The 17,272-nt window shown below is 72.7% G+C and carries 17 protein-coding genes; 10 read left to right on the top strand and 7 right to left on the bottom strand.

The genetic code is table 11. The features are described from left to right. Window positions 1–92: 92 nt before the first annotated feature. Entirely contained in the window at window positions 93–1,319 is a 1,227-nt protein-coding gene (gene glgA / locus HP550_RS21650; RefSeq protein WP_175349805.1) for a glycogen synthase, read from the top strand. A gap of 26 nt (window positions 1,320–1,345) precedes the next feature. Here the strand turns inward: glgA and HP550_RS21645 are convergent, their stop codons facing one another. After that, on the bottom strand, window positions 1,346–2,134 hold the full coding sequence (locus HP550_RS21645; protein ID WP_175349735.1) for a hypothetical protein: 789 nt from the start codon (window positions 2,132–2,134) through the stop codon (window positions 1,346–1,348). An 86-nt stretch (window positions 2,135–2,220) separates the two neighbouring features. On the opposite strand from HP550_RS21645, the gene HP550_RS21640 reads away from it, so the two are divergent. The 9 genes from HP550_RS21640 (at window position 2,221) to HP550_RS21600 (ending at window position 12,629) form a co-directional block, all read left to right on the top strand. After that, window positions 2,221–3,015 carry an ABC transporter ATP-binding protein gene (locus tag HP550_RS21640; RefSeq protein WP_175349734.1) on the top strand — a complete coding sequence of 265 codons (795 nt, stop codon included), beginning with the start codon at window positions 2,221–2,223 and terminating at the stop codon, window positions 3,013–3,015. A 94-nt stretch (window positions 3,016–3,109) separates the two neighbouring features. After that, a complete protein-coding gene (locus tag HP550_RS21635; protein WP_175349733.1) occupies window positions 3,110–3,544 on the top strand; it encodes an NfeD family protein in 435 nt (144 codons plus the stop codon). A 52-nt stretch (window positions 3,545–3,596) separates the two neighbouring features. Beyond that, window positions 3,597–4,760, top strand: coding sequence for an SPFH domain-containing protein (locus tag HP550_RS21630; protein ID WP_175349732.1), 1,164 nt, complete (start codon window positions 3,597–3,599; stop codon window positions 4,758–4,760). A gap of 104 nt (window positions 4,761–4,864) precedes the next feature. Beyond that, window positions 4,865–5,548, top strand: coding sequence for a TetR/AcrR family transcriptional regulator (locus HP550_RS21625; RefSeq protein WP_343048320.1), 684 nt, complete (start codon window positions 4,865–4,867; stop codon window positions 5,546–5,548). Continuing rightward, window positions 5,548–7,293: an ABC transporter ATP-binding protein gene (locus HP550_RS21620; RefSeq protein WP_175349731.1), complete on the top strand. Its 1,746-nt coding sequence runs from the start codon at window positions 5,548–5,550 to the stop codon at window positions 7,291–7,293. The genes HP550_RS21625 and HP550_RS21620 overlap by 1 nt, the downstream gene beginning before the upstream one ends. Next, window positions 7,290–9,263 (top strand): ABC transporter ATP-binding protein, encoded by a 1,974-nt coding sequence (locus HP550_RS21615; protein WP_175349730.1) that lies wholly within the window; start codon window positions 7,290–7,292, stop codon window positions 9,261–9,263. Before HP550_RS21620 ends, HP550_RS21615 begins: the two co-directional genes overlap by 4 nt. Before the next feature lie 47 nt (window positions 9,264–9,310). Continuing rightward, a complete protein-coding gene (locus tag HP550_RS21610; protein ID WP_175349803.1) occupies window positions 9,311–10,543 on the top strand; it encodes an MFS transporter in 1,233 nt (410 codons plus the stop codon). 27 nt (window positions 10,544–10,570) lie between these two features. After that, the gene (locus tag HP550_RS21605) at window positions 10,571–11,797 is read left to right on the top strand and encodes an endo-1,4-beta-xylanase (RefSeq protein ID WP_175349729.1); all 1,227 of its coding nucleotides are present in this window, start codon (window positions 10,571–10,573) and stop codon (window positions 11,795–11,797) included. Window positions 11,798–11,801: 4 nt separating this feature from the next. Beyond that, window positions 11,802–12,629 carry a TrmH family RNA methyltransferase gene (locus HP550_RS21600; RefSeq protein ID WP_175349728.1) on the top strand — a complete coding sequence of 276 codons (828 nt, stop codon included), beginning with the start codon at window positions 11,802–11,804 and terminating at the stop codon, window positions 12,627–12,629. A gap of 19 nt (window positions 12,630–12,648) precedes the next feature. Here HP550_RS21600 and HP550_RS21595 read toward each other — a convergent pair whose 3' ends face one another. Genes HP550_RS21595 through HP550_RS21570 form a run of 6 tightly spaced genes read right to left on the bottom strand, consistent with a single transcriptional unit; the run spans window position 12,649 to window position 17,271 of the window. After that, window positions 12,649–13,143 carry a DUF4240 domain-containing protein gene (locus HP550_RS21595; protein ID WP_246281218.1) on the bottom strand — a complete coding sequence of 165 codons (495 nt, stop codon included), beginning with the start codon at window positions 13,141–13,143 and terminating at the stop codon, window positions 12,649–12,651. A gap of 57 nt (window positions 13,144–13,200) precedes the next feature. Continuing rightward, window positions 13,201–14,133 (bottom strand): alpha/beta hydrolase, encoded by a 933-nt coding sequence (locus HP550_RS21590; protein ID WP_175349726.1) that lies wholly within the window; start codon window positions 14,131–14,133, stop codon window positions 13,201–13,203. Between the two features lie 29 nt (window positions 14,134–14,162). Then, window positions 14,163–15,458 (bottom strand): Fic family protein, encoded by a 1,296-nt coding sequence (locus HP550_RS21585; protein WP_175349725.1) that lies wholly within the window; start codon window positions 15,456–15,458, stop codon window positions 14,163–14,165. Window positions 15,459–15,507: 49 nt separating this feature from the next. Beyond that, on the bottom strand, window positions 15,508–16,074 hold the full coding sequence (locus HP550_RS21580) for a YbaK/EbsC family protein (protein WP_175349724.1): 567 nt from the start codon (window positions 16,072–16,074) through the stop codon (window positions 15,508–15,510). Beyond that, on the bottom strand, window positions 16,071–16,595 hold the full coding sequence (locus tag HP550_RS21575) for a YbhB/YbcL family Raf kinase inhibitor-like protein (protein ID WP_175349723.1): 525 nt from the start codon (window positions 16,593–16,595) through the stop codon (window positions 16,071–16,073). Before HP550_RS21575 ends, HP550_RS21580 begins: the two co-directional genes overlap by 4 nt. Window positions 16,596–16,602: 7 nt before the next feature. Further along, window positions 16,603–17,271: a Pr6Pr family membrane protein gene (locus tag HP550_RS21570; protein WP_175349722.1), complete on the bottom strand. Its 669-nt coding sequence runs from the start codon at window positions 17,269–17,271 to the stop codon at window positions 16,603–16,605. Between the last annotated feature and the right edge of the window lies 1 nt (window position 17,272).

Genomic DNA, 17,272 nt, shown 5'->3' with positions numbered 1-17,272 from the left:
CGCGCCGTCCCAGCGAGGCGTGACCTCGGTCACGCGCTAGCGTGTCGGCGGGAGAACCGGTCGTCGGTGCCGGTGGCGAGGGGATGGTTGTTGTGCGTGTCGACCTGCTGACCCGGGAGTACCCGCCGCACGTCTACGGCGGAGCGGGCGTCCACGTCGCGGGTCTGACCCGTGTCCTCGAGCGCACCATCGACGTGCGCGTGCACTGCTTCGACGGCCCACGCGACTCACCGGGCGTGACGGGCTACTCCGTCCCCACCGAGCTCGCGGGTGCGAACGCAGCGCTCCAGACGTTCGGGATCGACCTCGAGATGGCCGACGCCGTGGGCGCGGTCGGCGCCGACGGCGTCGCGTCCGACCTGGTGCACTCGCACACCTGGTACGCGAACCTCGGCGGCCACCTCGCCGGGCTGCTGCACGGCCTGCCGCACGTCGTCTCCGCGCACAGCCTCGAGCCGCTGCGCCCCTGGAAGGCCGAGCAGCTGGGCGGCGGCTACGCGCTGTCCAGCTGGGCGGAGAAGACCGCCTACGAGGGCGCCGCGGCCGTCATCGCGGTGAGCGGCGGCATGCGCGAGGACATCCTGCGGGCCTACCCGAGCGTGGACCCGGCGCGGGTCAAGGTGGTGCACAACGGGATCGACCTCGACCAGTGGCAGCGGCCGACCAGCGACGAGGCGGTGGCGAAGGCCGCGGCGACCGTCCGGGCGCTGGGCATCGACACGTCCCGCCCGAGCGTCGTCTTCGTGGGCCGGATCACCCGGCAGAAGGGTCTGCCGTACTTCCTGCGTGCGGTCGAGCTGCTGCCGCCGCAGGTCCAGGTGGTCCTCTGTGCGGGTGCGCCGGACACGCCGCAGATCATGGCGGAGGTGACCGGGCTGGTCGAGCAGCTGCGCACCAAGCGCTCCGGGGTCGTCTGGATCGAGCAGATGCTGCCGCGCGACGAGCTGATCGCCGTCCTCATGCACGGCACGGTGTTCGCGTGCCCGTCGGTCTACGAGCCGCTGGGCATCGTCAACCTCGAGGCCATGGCAGTCGGGCTGCCCGTGGTCGGGACCGCGACCGGAGGCATCCCGGAGGTCATCGACGACGGGGTCACGGGTCGGCTCGTGCCGATCGACCAGCTCCAGGACGGCACGGGCACCCCGGTCGACCCGGACCGGTTCGTGCACGACCTGGCCGAGGCGCTCACCGACGTCGTCGGCGACGAGACGCGGACGGCGCAGTGGGGTCTGGCGTCGCGCCGACGGGTCGAGGACCACTTCACGTGGGAGGCGATCGCCGAGCGGACGCTGGACGTCTACAGGGGAGCGCTAGCGTGATGGGGAGCGCGGCGCTGGGCTGACCCTCAGGGGGTCAGCTGCGACGCAGCGGCCGCCATCGCGCGGCGGGCCATCCGGTCGACCTGGCGCAGCGCCGTCGACCGCTGGTCGGCCTGCCACAGGTTCACTGCCGCTCCGTCGTCCTGCGTGGCCAGCGCGACGATCGCCCGCAGCCGCGCCGCGCTGGCGAGCACCCGCACGCGGCGGCCGTCGAGCTTGTCGGGCAGCCGCCACGCGGGCAGCTCGAGCTCGCGCAGGGCGGCCACCGTCTCGGCGGCGTCGGGGCGCCACTGCGCGACGTCGAGGCGGACCAGCGCGTCGGTCGCCTGGAGCAGCCCGTTGCGCAGCTCGCGCTCCGCGTCCTGGAGCGAGCCGGTCTGGGCGTGGACCGCGTGCCGCCAGTCGGGGACGTCGGAGAGCTCCCACGTGACCAGGTGCCCGGGTTCGAGCGCGGACCCGAAGCGCTGCACGACGGGCACGGCGACGAGGCACTCCTGCGGGGTGCGGATCAGCACCGCCTCGCCGGCCTCGGTCGCCGCCGCGCTCACCGCCGCCGGGGTCGCCCCGGGGTCGCCCGGCACGGGCAGCACGGCCGCGACGTCGCGGGGAGCGCCGGCGCACGCGTCGAGGAGCGCACCCAGCGGCTGGTCGGTGAGGTCGTCGCGGAGCGGCTCGTCGTGCGAGGGCCGGCGCTGGACCGTGTGCGGCTCGTCGTCGGACTGCACGGCGTCGACGAGCACCGCGCGGTCGGTGCTGTCGTCCGCCAGCCAGAGCGCGAGGAGGACGGAGCGGGGGAGCTCCAGGGTCAGGTCCACGGGACAACGGTAGACGTGACCCAGCGCACCCACGAGCGGCCCGTCGCAGGCCGCCGACGTGCGGCTCGACGGTTAGGGTCATGCCCATGACCGACGTGCTCGACCTCCAGGCCGTGACGATCCGCCGGGGAACGACGACGATCCTCGACGAGGTGACGTGGACGGTCCACGAGGGCGAGCGGTGGGTGGTGCTCGGCCGCAACGGCGCGGGCAAGACCACCCTGCTGCAGGTCGCCTCCGGACGGATGCACCCGACGGGCGGGACCGCCGACCTGCTCGGCGAGCGGATGGGCCGGGTCGACGTCTTCGAGCTGCGACCGCGCATCGGCCTCTCCAGCGCGTCCCTGGCGGACCGGATCCCCGCGGGGGAGAGCGTGCGCGACGTCGTGCTCACCGCCGCGTACGGCGTGACGGGTCGGTGGCGTGAGGAGTACGAGGCGCTCGACGACTCCCGCGCCACGGACCTCCTGGCGGCCTTCGGTGTGGCGCACCTGTCCAACCGCACGTTCGGCACCCTCTCCGAGGGGGAGCGCAAGCGCGTGCAGATCGCCCGCTCGCTGATGACGGACCCCGAGCTGCTGCTGCTCGACGAGCCCGCCGCCGGGCTCGACCTGGGGGGCCGCGAGGAGCTGGTCGCCGCGCTCGCCGAGCTGGCCGGTGACCACCGGTCGCCCGTCCTGGTGCTGGTCACGCACCACGTCGAGGAGATCCCGCCGGGCTTCACGCACCTCCTGCTGCTGCGCCAGGGCAAGGCGTTCGCGGCCGGCCCGATCGACGAGGTGCTGACCCCGGAGACGCTGTCGGCTGCATTCGGTCTGCCCCTCGTCGTGGACAAGACGGACGGTCGCTGGTCGGCGCGCGCCGCTTCCTCTCAGGGCTGAGCGTTTCCCCACAGGTTCGCAAAGAACCCGTCTAGTATCGGTTGGACAGCAGGCTCCGGAGTCGGGACCTGCCTGACCGAGGGAGTGGGCCGCGATGGGTTGGCTGTGGTGGATCGGAGCAGCGCTCGTGCTGGGCATCCTGGAGATGCTCTCGCTCGACCTGGTGCTCGCGATGTTCGCCGGCGGGGCCATCGCCGGTGCGATCGCCTACTGGTTCGGTGCCACGGTGCCGGTGCAGTTCATCGTCGCCGCGCTGACCTCGGTCATCCTGCTCTTCACGCTCCGTCCGTGGCTCTTGCGGCACCTGAGGGACCGGATGCCGTTGGTGGAGACCAACGCCGCGGCACTGGTCGGCCGCGACGCGGTGGTCGTCTCGACCGTCACCGTCGAGGGTGGCCGCGTGAAGCTCAACGGTGAGGTGTGGAGCGCCCGGGCGGATGCCGCCGAGGCGATCCTGCCGGGCACCGAGGTGCGGGTGTCCCGTATCGACGGAGCGACGGCTGTCGTCGTCCCCGTCGTCGGCGCCTGAGCCCTGCACGACCGCGGGCAGCTCGCCCGCGAGTGACCCTTCTGGAGGATTCATGGACGGCTTGGGCAGTGGGCAGATCGCTCTCTACATCGTGCTGGGGCTGGTCCTGCTGTTCGTCGTCATCGCGCTGGTGCGGGCGGTCAAGATCGTGCCGCAGGCCGTCGCGATCATCGTCGAGCGGCTCGGGCGCTACTCCCGCACGCTGGATGCCGGCCTGCACCTGCTCATCCCGTTCGTCGACCGCGTGCGGGCCGGCGTCGACCTGCGCGAGCAGGTGGTGTCGTTCCCTCCGCAGCCCGTGATCACCTCGGACAACCTCGTGGTGAGCATCGACACGGTCATCTACTTCCAGGTGACCGAGCCCAAGTCGGCGGTCTACGAGATCGCCAACTACATCCAGGGCATCGAGCAGCTCACCGTCACCACGCTGCGCAACGTCGTCGGGTCGATGGACCTCGAGCAGACGCTGACCAGCCGTGACCAGATCAACGGCCAGCTGCGTGGCGTGCTCGACGAGGCGACCGGTCGCTGGGGTGTGCGCGTGAACCGCGTCGAGCTCAAGTCGATCGACCCGCCGGAGTCCATCAAGGGCTCGATGGAGCAGCAGATGCGCGCCGAGCGTGACCGTCGTGCGGCGATCCTCACGGCCGAGGGCTTCAAGCAGTCGCAGATCCTCACCGCCGAGGGCGAGAAGCAGGCCGCGATCCTGCGGGCCGAGGGTGGTGCCCAGGCGGCGATCCTCACCGCCGAGGGCGAGGCCCGTGCCATCCTCCAGGTGTTCGACGCCGTGCACCGTGGCGACGCCGACCCGAAGCTGCTGGCGTACCAGTACCTCCAGATGCTGCCGAAGATCGCGGCGACCCCGTCGAACAAGATGTGGTTCCTGCCGTCCGAGCTCACCAGCGCGCTCGGCACGTTCGCCAAGGGGTTCGGCGGCGCGTTCACCGGGAGCGACGGGGGAGTGTCCGACTCGGGCAGGCCCGCCGGGACCTCGCCCCTGGGCGACGACCTGCCGCCGACCACGCTGACGGATCCGGCCGAGGCGCTCGCCGAGGCGCGACGGGAGTCGGCGGCGGCGACTGCCGACGCCACGAGCTCGGGCACCCTGAGCGGTCTGCCGTTCGACCCCTCCGTGGAGCTCGGTCAGCGGCCCGGCGGGGGAGCGGTGCCCCCGCGGGCGCCCGAGCCCCCGCCCGAGGACGCGCCGACCGTCTGACGCTCGCAGGGCCGGACCGCCATGGTCCGGCCCTGCGGCATGTTCGCTCACAGCGAACAAGGCTGGTGTACCGGAGTGAGCACTCACTCAGTTACCCTCGCCGCGTGGAGACCTTCACCGACCCGGTCCCGGCCCGCTCGGGGCGCGCGACGCCGCTGCCTCCCGACGAGCGGCGCGCGGCGATCCTGCTGGCCGTCCGTCCCGTGCTCCTCGAGCGCGGGGCCGCCGTCACGTCCCGCGAGCTCGCCGAGGCGGCCGGCGTCGCGGAGGGCACGCTCTTCCGGGTGTTCACCGACAAGGTGACCCTGATCCGCGAGGCGGTGCTCGCGGCGATCGACCCCGCGGACTCCGTGCCAGAGGTCCTGACGATCGACCGCACGCTGCCCCTGCGCGAGAAGCTGAGCACGCTGATGCGGCAGGCGCACTCGCACGTCGGCGAGTCGATGCGGTGGATGGGCCTCCTGCACGAGGTCGGCCGGCTCGAGCCCGCCGGCCCCTCAGCGGAGCACCGCGAGGCGGCGATCCGGCAGTGGGGGCGTCGGCAGCAGGCCGGGACCGCCGCCGTCACCGCGGCCGTCGCCGAGCTGCTGGAGCCCGACGCGGCCCTGCTGCGCCTGCCGGTCACCGACGTCATCGAGCTCTTCAACACCGTGCTCATCGGCGCCACCATGCGTACCGTCGACGCCGCCCGGCGCGGGCTCGACGCCGGCCCCCCGGATCACGAGCAGCTCATCGACCTGATCCTGCACGGCGTGCTCGCCCCCACCCCGACCGACAGGAGCGCGTGATGCTCGTCAAGCTGCTCAAGGAGCACCTCGCGCCCTACCAGGGCGCGGTGGTCGCCGTGGTCGTGCTCCAGCTGGTGCAGACGATCGCGACGCTCTACCTGCCCAGCCTGAACGCGCGGATCATCGACGACGGCGTGGCCCAGGGCGACACGGCGGAGATCATGCGGCTCGGCGGCGTGATGCTCGCGGTGAGCCTGGTGCAGGTGGTCGCCGCGGTGATCGCCGTCTACTTCGGCTCCCGGACCGCCATGGCGTTCGGCCGCGACGTGCGCAAGCGGCTGTTCGGGCACGTGCAGACGTTCTCCGAGCAGGAGGTCGCCAAGTTCGGTGCGCCGACGCTCATCACCCGCACGACGAACGACGTGCAGCAGGTGCAGATGGTGGTGCTGCTGACGTTCACCCTGATGATCATGGCGCCGATCATGCTGGTCGGCGGCGTGGTGATGGCCATGCGCGAGGACGTCGGGCTGTCGGCCGTGCTCCTGGTCTCGGTGCCCGTGCTCGGCGTCGTCATCGCCCTGATCGTCACGCGGATGATCCCGTACTTCCGGACCATGCAGAAGCGGATCGACGCCATCAACCGGGTGCTCCGCGAGCAGATCGCGGGCGTCCGGGTGGTGCGGGCGTTCGTGCGCGAGCGCCGGGAGTCCGCCCGGTTCGACGGGGCGAACACCGACCTCTACGACACCTCGCTCCGCGTGGGCAAGCTCATGGCGCTGATGTTCCCGGCGGTCATGCTGGTGCTCAATGCCACGACCGTCGCCGTCCTGTGGTTCGGTGCGGAGCGCATCGACGCGGGCCACCTGATGATCGGGCAGCTCACCGCGTTCCTGTCCTACATCGCGTACATCCTCATGGCCGTGATGATGTCGACGATGATGTTCGTGATGGTCCCGCGGGCCGTCGTGTCGGCCGAGCGCATCGGTGAGGTGCTGCTGACCAGCACCTCGGTGGTGCCGCCCGCGCAGCCGGCCACGCTGCGGACCGGTGCGGAGTCTCGGCCGGGCCTCCTGGAGCTGCGCGGCGTCGAGTTCCGTTACCCGGGTGCCGAGCGCGCGGTGCTGCACGGAGTGGACCTGGTGGCCGAGCCGGGCAGGACCACGGCCATCATCGGCTCCACGGGTGCCGGCAAGACGACCCTGCTCAACCTGATCCCGCGGCTGTTCGACGTGACCGGCGGCGAGGTGCTCATCGACGGCGTCGACGTGCGCGCGCTCGACGCCGACCAGCTGTGGACCCAGATCGGCCTGGTCCCGCAGAAGCCCTTCCTCTTCGTCGGCACGGTCCGCTCCAACCTCGAGTACGGCCGGTCGGGGGCGTCCGACGACGAGCTCTGGCACGCGCTCGAGGTCGCGCAGGCCCGCGACTTCGTCGAGGCGCTCGAGGGCGGGCTCGACGCGGAGATCGCGCAGGGCGGTACCAACGTCTCCGGCGGGCAGCGACAACGGCTCGCCATCGCCAGAGCCCTGGTGCGACGGCCGAACATCTACCTGTTCGACGACTCGTTCTCCGCGCTCGACTACGCCACGGACGCGCGGCTGCGGGCGGCACTGGTGCCGGAGACCCGGGAGGCCACCGTGCTGGTCATCGCGCAGCGCGTGGCCACGATCCGGCACGCGGACAGCATCGTCGTCATGGAGGACGGTCTGGTGGTCGGGGTCGGCACGCACGCCGAGCTGCTGGAGTCCTCGGAGACCTACCGGGAGATCGTGTACTCGCAGGTCAGCGTGGAGGAGGCGGCATGAGCACCCAGACGCAGCGCATCCCGCCCGTCCGCCGCGGTCCCGGCGGCCCGATGATGTCGATGGGCATGCCCGTCGAGAAGTCGATGAACTTCCGCGGGTCCGCCGGCCGCTTCCTGCGCGAGATGCGCGGCGAGCGGCTGCCGATGGTGCTCATCGTCGCCCTGGCTGTCGCGTCGGTGGTGCTCGCGGTCATCGGGCCCAAGCTGCTGGGCAACGCCACGAACATCATCTTCGACGGGGTCATCGGCACCCAGCTGGGCGCCGCGTTCCCGGCCGGCACCACGACCGACCAGGCGGTCTCGGCGCTGCGTGCGAGCGGGCAGGACACGTTCGCGGACGTCGTCGCCGGCAGCGGGGCCGTGCCCGGCGTGGGGATCGACTTCGACCGCCTGTGGCAGCTGCTCATGGTCGTGCTGCTCATCTACGTGGGCTCGTTCCTGTTCGGCTGGCTCCAGGGGCGGCTGACCGCGGTCGTCGTGCAGCGCGTCGTGTACGGGCTGCGCCAGCGGGTGGAGGCGAAGCTGTCGCGGCTGCCGCTGCGGTACCTCGACTCCCAGCCGCGCGGCGAGCTGCTCAGCCGGGTGACCAACGACATCGACAACGTGGCGCAGACGCTCCAGCAGACGCTCTCGCAGCTGATCACCTCGGTGCTCACCGTGGTCGGCGTGCTGGTGATGATGTTCCTCATCTCGCCGCTGCTCGCGGTGATCGCACTGGTCACCGTGCCGCTCTCGGTGCTGATCGCCGGCGCCATCGCCAAGCGGTCCCGGCCGCAGTTCATGGAGCAGTGGGCGTGGACCGGCAAGTTGAACGCACACATCGAGGAGATGTTCACGGGCCACGCGCTGGTGACCGTGTTCGGGCGGCAGGCCGAGGCGGCCGAGGTGTTCGCCGAGCGGAACGAGAAGCTCTACGACGCGAGCTTCCGGGCCCAGTTCATCTCCGGGATCATCCAGCCGGCGCTCGGGTTCGTCTCCAACCTCAACTACGTGATCGTCGCGGTCGTCGGCGGGCTGCGCGTCGCGTCGGGCACCATGACGCTCGGTGACGTGCAGGCGTTCATCCAGTACAGCCGCCAGTTCACGCAGCCGATCACGCAGATCGCCTCGATGGCCAACCTGCTGCAGTCCGGGGTCGCGTCGGTGGAGCGGGTGTTCGAGCTGCTCGACGCCGCCGAGCAGTCACCCGACCCGGCGGACCCGACGCCGCCCGTCCAGCCCACCCGGGGGCGGGTCGCCTTCGAGCACGTGGCGTTCAGCTACTCGCCGGACAAGCCGCTCATCGAGGACCTGTCGCTGGTGGCCGAGCCGGGCCAGACCATCGCGATCGTCGGCCCCACGGGTGCCGGCAAGACGACGCTGGTGAACCTGCTCATGCGGTTCTACGAGGTGGACGGCGGCCGGATCACGCTCGACGGCGTGGACACCCGGGAGCTGACCCGGGACGCGCTGCGCTCGCAGATGGGCATGGTGCTCCAGGACACCTGGCTGTTCGGCGGCACCCTGGCGGAGAACATCGCCTACGGCGCCGACGGGGCGACCCAGGAGGAGATCGTCGCAGCGGCGGAGGCGACCCACGTGGACAAGTTCGTGCGGACGCTGCCCGACGGCTACGACACGAAGGTCGACGACGAGGGCTCGAACGTCTCGGCGGGCGAGAAGCAGCTGCTCACCATCGCGCGCGCGTTCCTGGCCGACCCGGCGATCCTCATCCTCGACGAGGCGACGTCATCGGTCGACACCCGCACCGAGGTGCTGGTCCAGCAGGCGATGAACGCCCTGCGGCACGGGCGCACCTCGTTCGTCATCGCGCACCGGCTGTCCACCATCCGCGACGCCGACACCATCCTCGTCATGGAGGACGGCGCGATCGTCGAGCAGGGGTCGCACGACGAGCTGCTCGCCGCCGACGGCGCCTACGCCCGGCTGTACGCGAGCCAGTTCGCCGCCGCGGTGGCGCCGGTGGACTGACGGCCCACGAGGGCCCCTCTGACGGCACGTACGCTCGGGCCGTGACCATGCCCGCGCCCCGGACGGGCTTCCCACGCGACCGGCTGACTCTCGCGCTCTACGGGCCGTTCGTGGTGTGGGGCTGGCTCCTGTACAGCTTCAACCCGAGCGTGCCGCTGCTCGCGGACGAGCTAGGTATCAGCGACGCTCAGGCGGGACTGCACGGGACGGCGATGGCGATCGGTGGCATCCTCGCCGCGTTCCTCACGCCGAGGCTCGTTCGCAGGTGGGGCCGCCGTGCCGCGGTCGTCATCGCGTGCGTGTGCATCGCGGCCGGGACGACCGGACTGGTCGCGGCACCCGCGCTCGGCTGGAGCCTGGCGGGCATGTTCGTCATGGCGATCGGGGGGAACATCGCCATCAGCGCCGCACAGGCGGGGCTCGCCCTGCGGCACGGCAGCAAGGCGTCCGCGGCGCTGACCGAGGGCAACGGCGTCGGCTCGTCGGTCGGCCTGCTCGGCCCGCTGGCGGTCGGTGCCTGCGTCGCCGTCGGATGGGGATGGCGTCCTGCGGTCGCGATCACGGCCGTCCTGGCAGTGGCCACGGCGTTCGTCATCACCAGGATCCCCGTGGGAGGTGCGATGACCCCGCCGGACGTGGTCGACCCGGCCGGCCCGCCCGCGCCGTCACCGGTCCGCGCGGTCCTGTCGCTGCCTGCGCGCTTCTTCCTGGGCACCCTCGTCGCGGCGATCGCGCTGGAGTTCGCCACCACCTACTGGGCGACCGGCCTGGTGATCGAGCAGACCGGCGCCGGACCGGGCATCGCCGCAGCCACCACCGCGGGCCTGGTGGCCGGCATGTCGCTCATCCGGTTCGTGGTCGGTCCGCTGTCGCTGCGGGTGGCACCGACGATGCTGCTGGCGGTCGCGTTCCTCGTCGCGATCGGGGGCTGGGCGATCCTGTGGACCGCGACCACGCCGACCGTCGCGATCGTGGGCCTGTTCGTCGCCGGGCTCGGGTACGGCGCGCAGTACCCGCTGTCCATCGCGCTCCTGCTGGCCACCGCGCCCGGTCGCGCCGACGCCACGCAGGCGCTCGCGACGCTCGCAGGCGGTGTGGCGATCGGGGTGGCCCCCTTCGCGCTCGGCGCCCTGTCCGACGCCGTCGGGACCCACCAGGCGTTCGTCGTGGTGCCGGTCATCGCGCTCGTCGGCGCGGTCGTGGCGTTCCTGGGCGGCCGGGCTGCCCGCCGGACCCCCCGCGCCTCCGTCGAGATGGAGCCCAGCGTGGCGGATCGATAACGTTATCGAGCATGGCACGCTGGGCCCATGCCCACGCTCAGCCACCGGCGCGCCGACGTCGTCGTCACCGTCCTCGACAGCGCCGGCCACCCGCTCGCCGACACCGACGTCGTGGTCGCCCAGGAACGGCACGCGTTCCTGTTCGGCAACATCGGGTTCGACTTCGTCGGGCCGGCCAACGGTGAGGGCGACGCCTCGGAGACGTCGTCGGCCGGTTCCGCGGGCGCCCTCGCCGACCTCTGGCTCGACGTGTTCAACGCCGCGACGCTCCCGTTCTACTGGGGCGGCTTCGAGCCGGTGCGCGGCCGGCCGGACACCGCACGGCTGCTCACCGCGGCACGCTGGTTCGCCGACCGCGGCGTCGTCGTCAAGGGGCACCCGCTGGCCTGGCACACGGTCGGCGCACCGTGGCTGCTGGACCTGACGACGGACGAGATCGCCGACGCCCAGGACGCCCGGATCCGCCGGGAGGTCGCGGACTTCGCCGGGGTGATCGACACCTGGGACGTGATCAACGAGGTCGTGATCATGCCGGTGTTCGACAAGGAGCCCAACGGGCTGACCCGGCTGGCCTGGGACCGCGGACGCATCCCCACCATCCGGCTGGCGTTCGACGCCGCCCGCCAGACCAACCCGTCGGCCACCCTGCTGCTGAACGACTTCGACATGTCCACCGCGTACGAGTGCCTCATCGAGGGGGTGCTCGAGGCGGGCATCCAGGTCGACGCGATCGGGCTCCAGAGCCACATGCACCAGGGCTACTGGGGTGAGGGGAAGACGCTGGCGATCCTGGACCGGTTCGCGCGCTTCGGGCTCCCGCTGCACCTGACCGAGACCACGTTGCTGTCGGGCGAGCTCATGCCCGCGCACATCGAGGACCTCAACGACCACCAGGTCGCGTCGTGGCCGTCGACGCCCGACGCCGAGGCGCGGCAGGCGGACGAGATCGAGCGGCACTACCGCACCCTGGTCGGGCACCCGGCGGTGCAGGCCGCGACGTACTGGGGGATCACCGACGAGGGCGCGTGGCTGGGCGCACCCGGCGGGCTGGTACGGGCCGACGGCACGCCCAAGCCCGCGTACGACGCGCTGCGTCGGCTGGTGAAGGACGAGTGGTGGCTGGCGCCGACGACACTGCGGACCTCCTCGACGGGACGCGTGCCGGTGAGTGGGTTCCTCGGCACCTACACCGTCGACGGGACGGCGTTCTCGCTGGAGCGCGACGGGGAGGTCGTCGTCCGGCTGGAAGGATGAGCCCGTGCCCGTCGCCTCCGTCCAGCCCGTCACCGACCCCGCCGACGAGCGCCTCGCCGACTACGTCTCCCTGACCGACGTCGCGCTGCGCTCGCGGCAGGAGCCCGCCAAGGGCCTCTACATCGCCGAGAGCTCCACGGTCCTCGGTCGCGCGCTCGCCGCCGGGCACCGGCCGCGGTCGGTCCTGCTGTCCCCGCGGTGGCTGCCGGACCTGGAGCGGCTGCTGGCGAGCCTGCCGGCCGACGACGTGGTCGTCCCCGTGTACGTGGCCGAGGAGCCCGTGCTCGAGGCGATCACCGGGTTCCACGTCCACCGCGGGGCGCTCGCCGCGATGCACCGGCCGCCGCTCGCGCCCGTCTCGGAGCTGCTGGTCGGCGCGCGTCGGGTTGCGGTGCTCGAGGACATCGTCGACCACACCAACGTCGGCGCCGCCTTCCGGTCCGCCGCGGCGCTCGGCGTGGACGCCGTGCTGGTCACCCCGCGCTGCGCCGACCCGCTGTACCGTCGGTCCGTCCGCGTGTCGATGGGGACCGTGTTCCAGGTGCCGTGGACGCGGATCGACCCCTGGCCCGAGGGCATCGCCGTGCTGCGCGAGGCCGGGTTCGTCACCGCGGCGATGGCGCTGTCGGACGACGCGATCACCCTCGACGCCCTGGTGGCCGACCCGCCCGAGCGGCTCGCTCTCGTGCTCGGGGCCGAGGGGCACGGGCTCAAGCCGGTGACCGTCGCCGAGTCCGACCTGGTGGTGCGGATCCCGATGGCTGGCGGCGTGGACTCGCTCAACGTCGCCGCGGCCGCCGCGGTCGCGTTCTGGGCGACCCGGGTGCAGTGAAGCCGCCTCCCCAGGCGCATCACTGAGGATTGCCGGGTGGCAGCGCACGGCGCCGCCACCCGCCGAGCTCGTTCGACCCGGTCTCGTAGCTGTAGGGAGCGTCACGGTCCCAGGGGAAGGGGCGCTTGGTCGTCGCTTCGTACGCCTCCGGCGCGACCGTCAGCAGCTCTTCCGCCAGCTCCCAGCGACGTCGGAACGCCGAATGCTCCGCGAGGATCGCCTCGACCGTCGTCCGGCCCTCCGCGACCGCCGCGCAGCGTGCGTAGAGGAAGCCGTCGGCGCTGATGCCGGGAACCCTCGGGAGCCACCACGGTTGGTCGCTGGCCCGCCACCTCTGCGTCGCGATCGAGCGAAGGTCCAATCGGTGGAGGACCTCGGAGAAGCGGTCGTGGAACGCCAGGACCTCGTTCCCGTCCTCGAGTCGGCGGAGCGCGAGCCACAGGCGGTGCCGGCCGCGGTCGTCGGCGACCCCGCCGAGCTCGTCGATCAGTGCCCAGAACCGCTCCTCTGCCATCACGCGAAGACGGTCCCAGAGTTGGCCGGCTGATGTGGGCAGAACGGCTGACCGCGTTCACGCAGGATCGTCACGCGGGAGCGTGTAGCGCAGGAAGCCCATGGTCCGCGCCCACGTCTCTCGGCGGGCGTGGGCTGTGAGGACCGGGTCGCCGCCGAACCGGAACGTGACGCCCGGACCGGGGCCTTGGCTGGTCGCGATGTGGCCGGGTGGCCCGGCGATCAGGTGCCCGACGCTGTCAAGGACGACGTTCGCCCAGGGGAACGGGTGATCGGCCAGGCGGTCGGCGGCGACCTGGTGGTACGCCGGGGAGTCCCACATCTGGTCGTCGCCGGCGGCCACCAGCAGGACGCCGCCGCGGATGCGCTCGACCGGGATGCTCACGCGCTCCAGCTCGCCGGAGTCGGTCGGCAGCGGGGCGAACCCGTCGCGCAGCGCGATCGGGTCGTGGCGCTCGATCGCCTCCTGGAACTCCTGCGTGACCGCGTACGGCAGGAACGGCAGCGGCTCGCCGTCCACGGTCCACGCCGGTCCGGACGACCGCAGGATCCGGTCCAGCCGGCCCACGTCGTAGTCGATGCCGGCGGTGACGACCCCGCTGCCGACCACGCTGACCACCGACCCCACGCGCTCGTCGCGGCTGCCCACCAGCAGCGCCGCCTCGCCGCCGCGGGAGCCGCCGAGCAGGCCGATCGAGCCGGGTGCGAACCCCTGCGCCTCGAGCAGGTCGATCGCCCGACTGAAGTACTCGAGGGGCACGTCGAGGAGCATCCGCGGGACGCCGGCCGCCCCGAAGTAGGCGAGGGCGAGCGCGGCGAACCCTTCCTCCGCGAGCGCGACGGCGTCCCGCTCGTGCATCCCGCCCTCGGACCCGCCGATGACCACGACGGCGGTGTCGGCACCGGCGGCGGGCCGGACCAGCACGCCCGCGATCCCGTGCGCGCGGCACACCGCCCTGTCCCTGATGACGCGGTGGGTCGTCCGGCTCATGCCGCGCACCCTAGCGAGAGGCACTGACGTCAGCGGTGCTGGCCCCGATGGCCGCGGGGCAGGCGGCAGGCGCGACCGGCGCGGGGGAGCCAGGCGCCGCACGCGGTCTCCGGCCCCGGTGCGACCGGTGCGACGGCGACCTCGACGCCCTCGGCCTCGGGCGTGCCCGGCTCCGCGACGAGCTCCAGCAGCTCGGTGGCCACGTAGACCGTGCGGGTGCGGTCCGCCTTCCGGTCCGTGCGGAGCACCCCCGCGCCGGCCAGCGAGTCGAGGGCGTTCCGAGCCGCGACCGTCGTGATCTCGTACCGCGCGGCCACGGACGCCGCATCGAGGACGGGATGCGTGGGGAGGTCGGCGACCACCCGGTGCGCGACGCCGCGGCGGACGCGCCCGGTCGGCGAGCGGTCCCGCAGGTAGGCGTCGAGGGTGTCGGTCTGCCGGCTCTGCCAGTCCGTCACCTGGCCGGAGAGCGCGAGCGCGTCGGCGGCCGCCGCGACGACCGCCTCCGCGACGACCGTCACGATCGCGACGCCCTGGTCCCCGCGGCGGTAGGTGTCCAGGGCGGCGTAGTAGCGCTCGCGGTCCCGGAAGAGGGCGGTGCTGACGGGCAGAGTGATCTGTGGCGCGACGCCGTAGCGGGCCAGGACGGTCCCGATGAGGACCCGGCCGGCGCGGCCGTTGCCGTCGGCGAACGGGTGGATGGTCTCCAGCTGGGCGTGCGCGAGGGCGGCGGCAAGCACCGGGCGGTGCCGGCGGGAGGCTACGTACGCGTCGAGGTCGTCGAGCAGCCCCGGCACGAGCTCGTGCGGCGGGGCGTTGTAGTGCGCCTCGAGCGGGGTCCGGCCGCCGATCCAGACGGGCTCGGTGCGCACCCCCGCATGCCGCGGTGCGATGAGCCGCTGGAGCTCCACGACGTCCCACACGAGGGAGACGTCCGGGTCCAGCGCACGCTCCACCGACTCCCGCACCGCGTGCAGGGTGCGGGCGACGGTGACGGCGGACTCGCGGCCGCGTGCCACGAAGTCCGCGACGGCGACCGCTCGGGGCGTCGGCTCGTACCCCTCGATCAGCGAGGACGCGGCCGCTTCCGAGCGCACGAGCAGGTCGCCGATCTGCCCGAGGCCCGCGTGCGCGGCCAGGTCGGCGGCCTCCCGGGCGCGGCTCTCCGCCTCGTCCAGGAGCATGGTGACGCCCGGGTCGAGCGGCAGGTCGTGGTCGAGCAGCGAGTCGGGGACGAACGCCTGGTAGCTGCCCGAGCGGGTGAACCGGCGCGGGACGCCGTCGGTGGCGCGCGGCGTCCACTGCTGTGTGACGTAGCTGCCCATGCCCACCTCCCCGCTCGTAAACTTGCCTCCGATGCTACTCGAAGAAAGTTTATGCGAGCGCGAGACCCTCGATGACGCCCACGCCGGGCGCCCGGGCCAGGAGCGCCCCGGGCAGCGCGAGCTTCGACCGGCGCATCCCGCTGCCGATGATCACCGTCGGCCCGGCGTCGGGGTCGTCCACGGCCACGCGACCGTCCACCAGCACCCGGTAGCGGGCGGGGAGCCCGAGCGGGGTGATGCCGCCGTACTCCATGCCCGACTCCTCGACCGCGCGGTCCATGGGCAGGAAGGACGCCTTGCGGACGTCGAGCAGCCGCTTGACGGTGGAGTTCACGTCCGCGCGGGTGGTCGCCCGGACGACGGCTGCGGCCACCCGCTCCTCGCCCTCGCGCCGACCGGCGACGAGCACGCAGTTGGCCGATGCGGCAGGCGGCAGCCGGTAGGCCTCGGTCAGCGCGGCGGTGTCCGCGAGGTCGGGGTCGATCTCCGTGACGAGCACCGCCTCGGCCACGGTCGGGTCGATCGCGGCCCACGCCTCGATCGCGGCGAGCGTGGGGACAGCGAGCAGGTCAGGGCGGTCGAGAGCGCGCACCCAGGTCAGCGTGCCGAGCGTCACCGCTGGTAGGTCCCGACGAGGACCGCCCGCGCGAGCGTGTGGAAGGTGACGGCGGTGTTCGCGGCGCCCGGCATCGCGTCCGGGCCGAGCCCGAGGGACGGCACGTCGAGGGCGTGCACGACGAAGAAGTAGCGGTGCGCCTGGTCCCCGGGCGGGGGAGCGGCGCCGACGTAGCGGGCCTGCCCGTCGTCGCCGCGCAGCGCGAACGCCCCGGCGGGCAGGTCCGCACCCGCGGCCAGCGACGTGGTGGTGACCGGGACGTCGACGACGGTCCAGTGCCACCAGCCGGCGGGGCCGGGCGCGTCCGGGTCGAAGCAGCTGATCAGGAACGACCGCGTGGCCTCGGGGAAGCCTTCCCAGGACAGCTGCGGCGAGACGTTGCTGCCGGCGTCGGTGTTCGTGTGGACGTCCGGCAGGCGCTCGCCGGGGCCGACGTCGTCGCTGGTCAGCGTGAAGTCGGGGACGGCCGGGAGCAGCGAGTACGGGTCGGGGGCGACGGGACGGGTGAGGTTCACGGACATGGCGACATCATTCCGCGGGGACCAGCGACGCGCGCGGGGTCGGCTCGGGTTCGCGTCGGCCGACGATCGCCCGCGCGGGCAGGAGCCGGTCGAGGCCGACGAGCACCAGGCCGAGCACGAAGAAGCCGACGCCGTAGATCAGCACGTTGAGCACCAGCCCGCCGTATCCGAGCTCCGAGACGTCGACGAAGCCGTACGGGTAGTCGCTGGTCGGGCTCAGCAGCCCCCGGACCGTGCTGAACGAGCAGTACGCCACCGGGTAGAGCAGCCAGTACGCGGCGGTGCGGATGCGCAGGCGGCGGTGCGGGACCAGGAGCAGGAAGTGCACGAACGTCGCGATCGGCGTCAGGCGGTGCACCAGCTGGTCGTGGGTGAGACCGAGGGCGATGACCTCCTCGCCCGGAGGGGCCGGGTCGAGGATCAGGTAGGAGACGAGCCCGGTGATGAGCAGGAAGAGCGTCACCGCGCCGAACAGCCACGGCGGCGGCTCGGCCCGCCGGGCGAGCACGGCGACGCCGCCCCAGAGCATCACCACGGCGAGCAGCAGGTTCGACTGGTTGGTGAAGTAGACGTAGTCCTCGAGGTCGAACGTCACGCCGGTGCTCGGCGCCCAGAACAGTGCGAGGAACGTGACCGCCGCCAGCGCGAGGCGGTAGATCCCGACGACGACTCCCATG

The sequence above is a fragment of the Cellulomonas humilata genome (assembly GCF_013359775.1).
Classification (GTDB): Bacteria; Actinomycetota; Actinomycetes; order Actinomycetales; family Cellulomonadaceae; genus Cellulomonas; species Cellulomonas humilata.
This window is presented reverse-complemented; position numbering and strand designations above follow the sequence as displayed.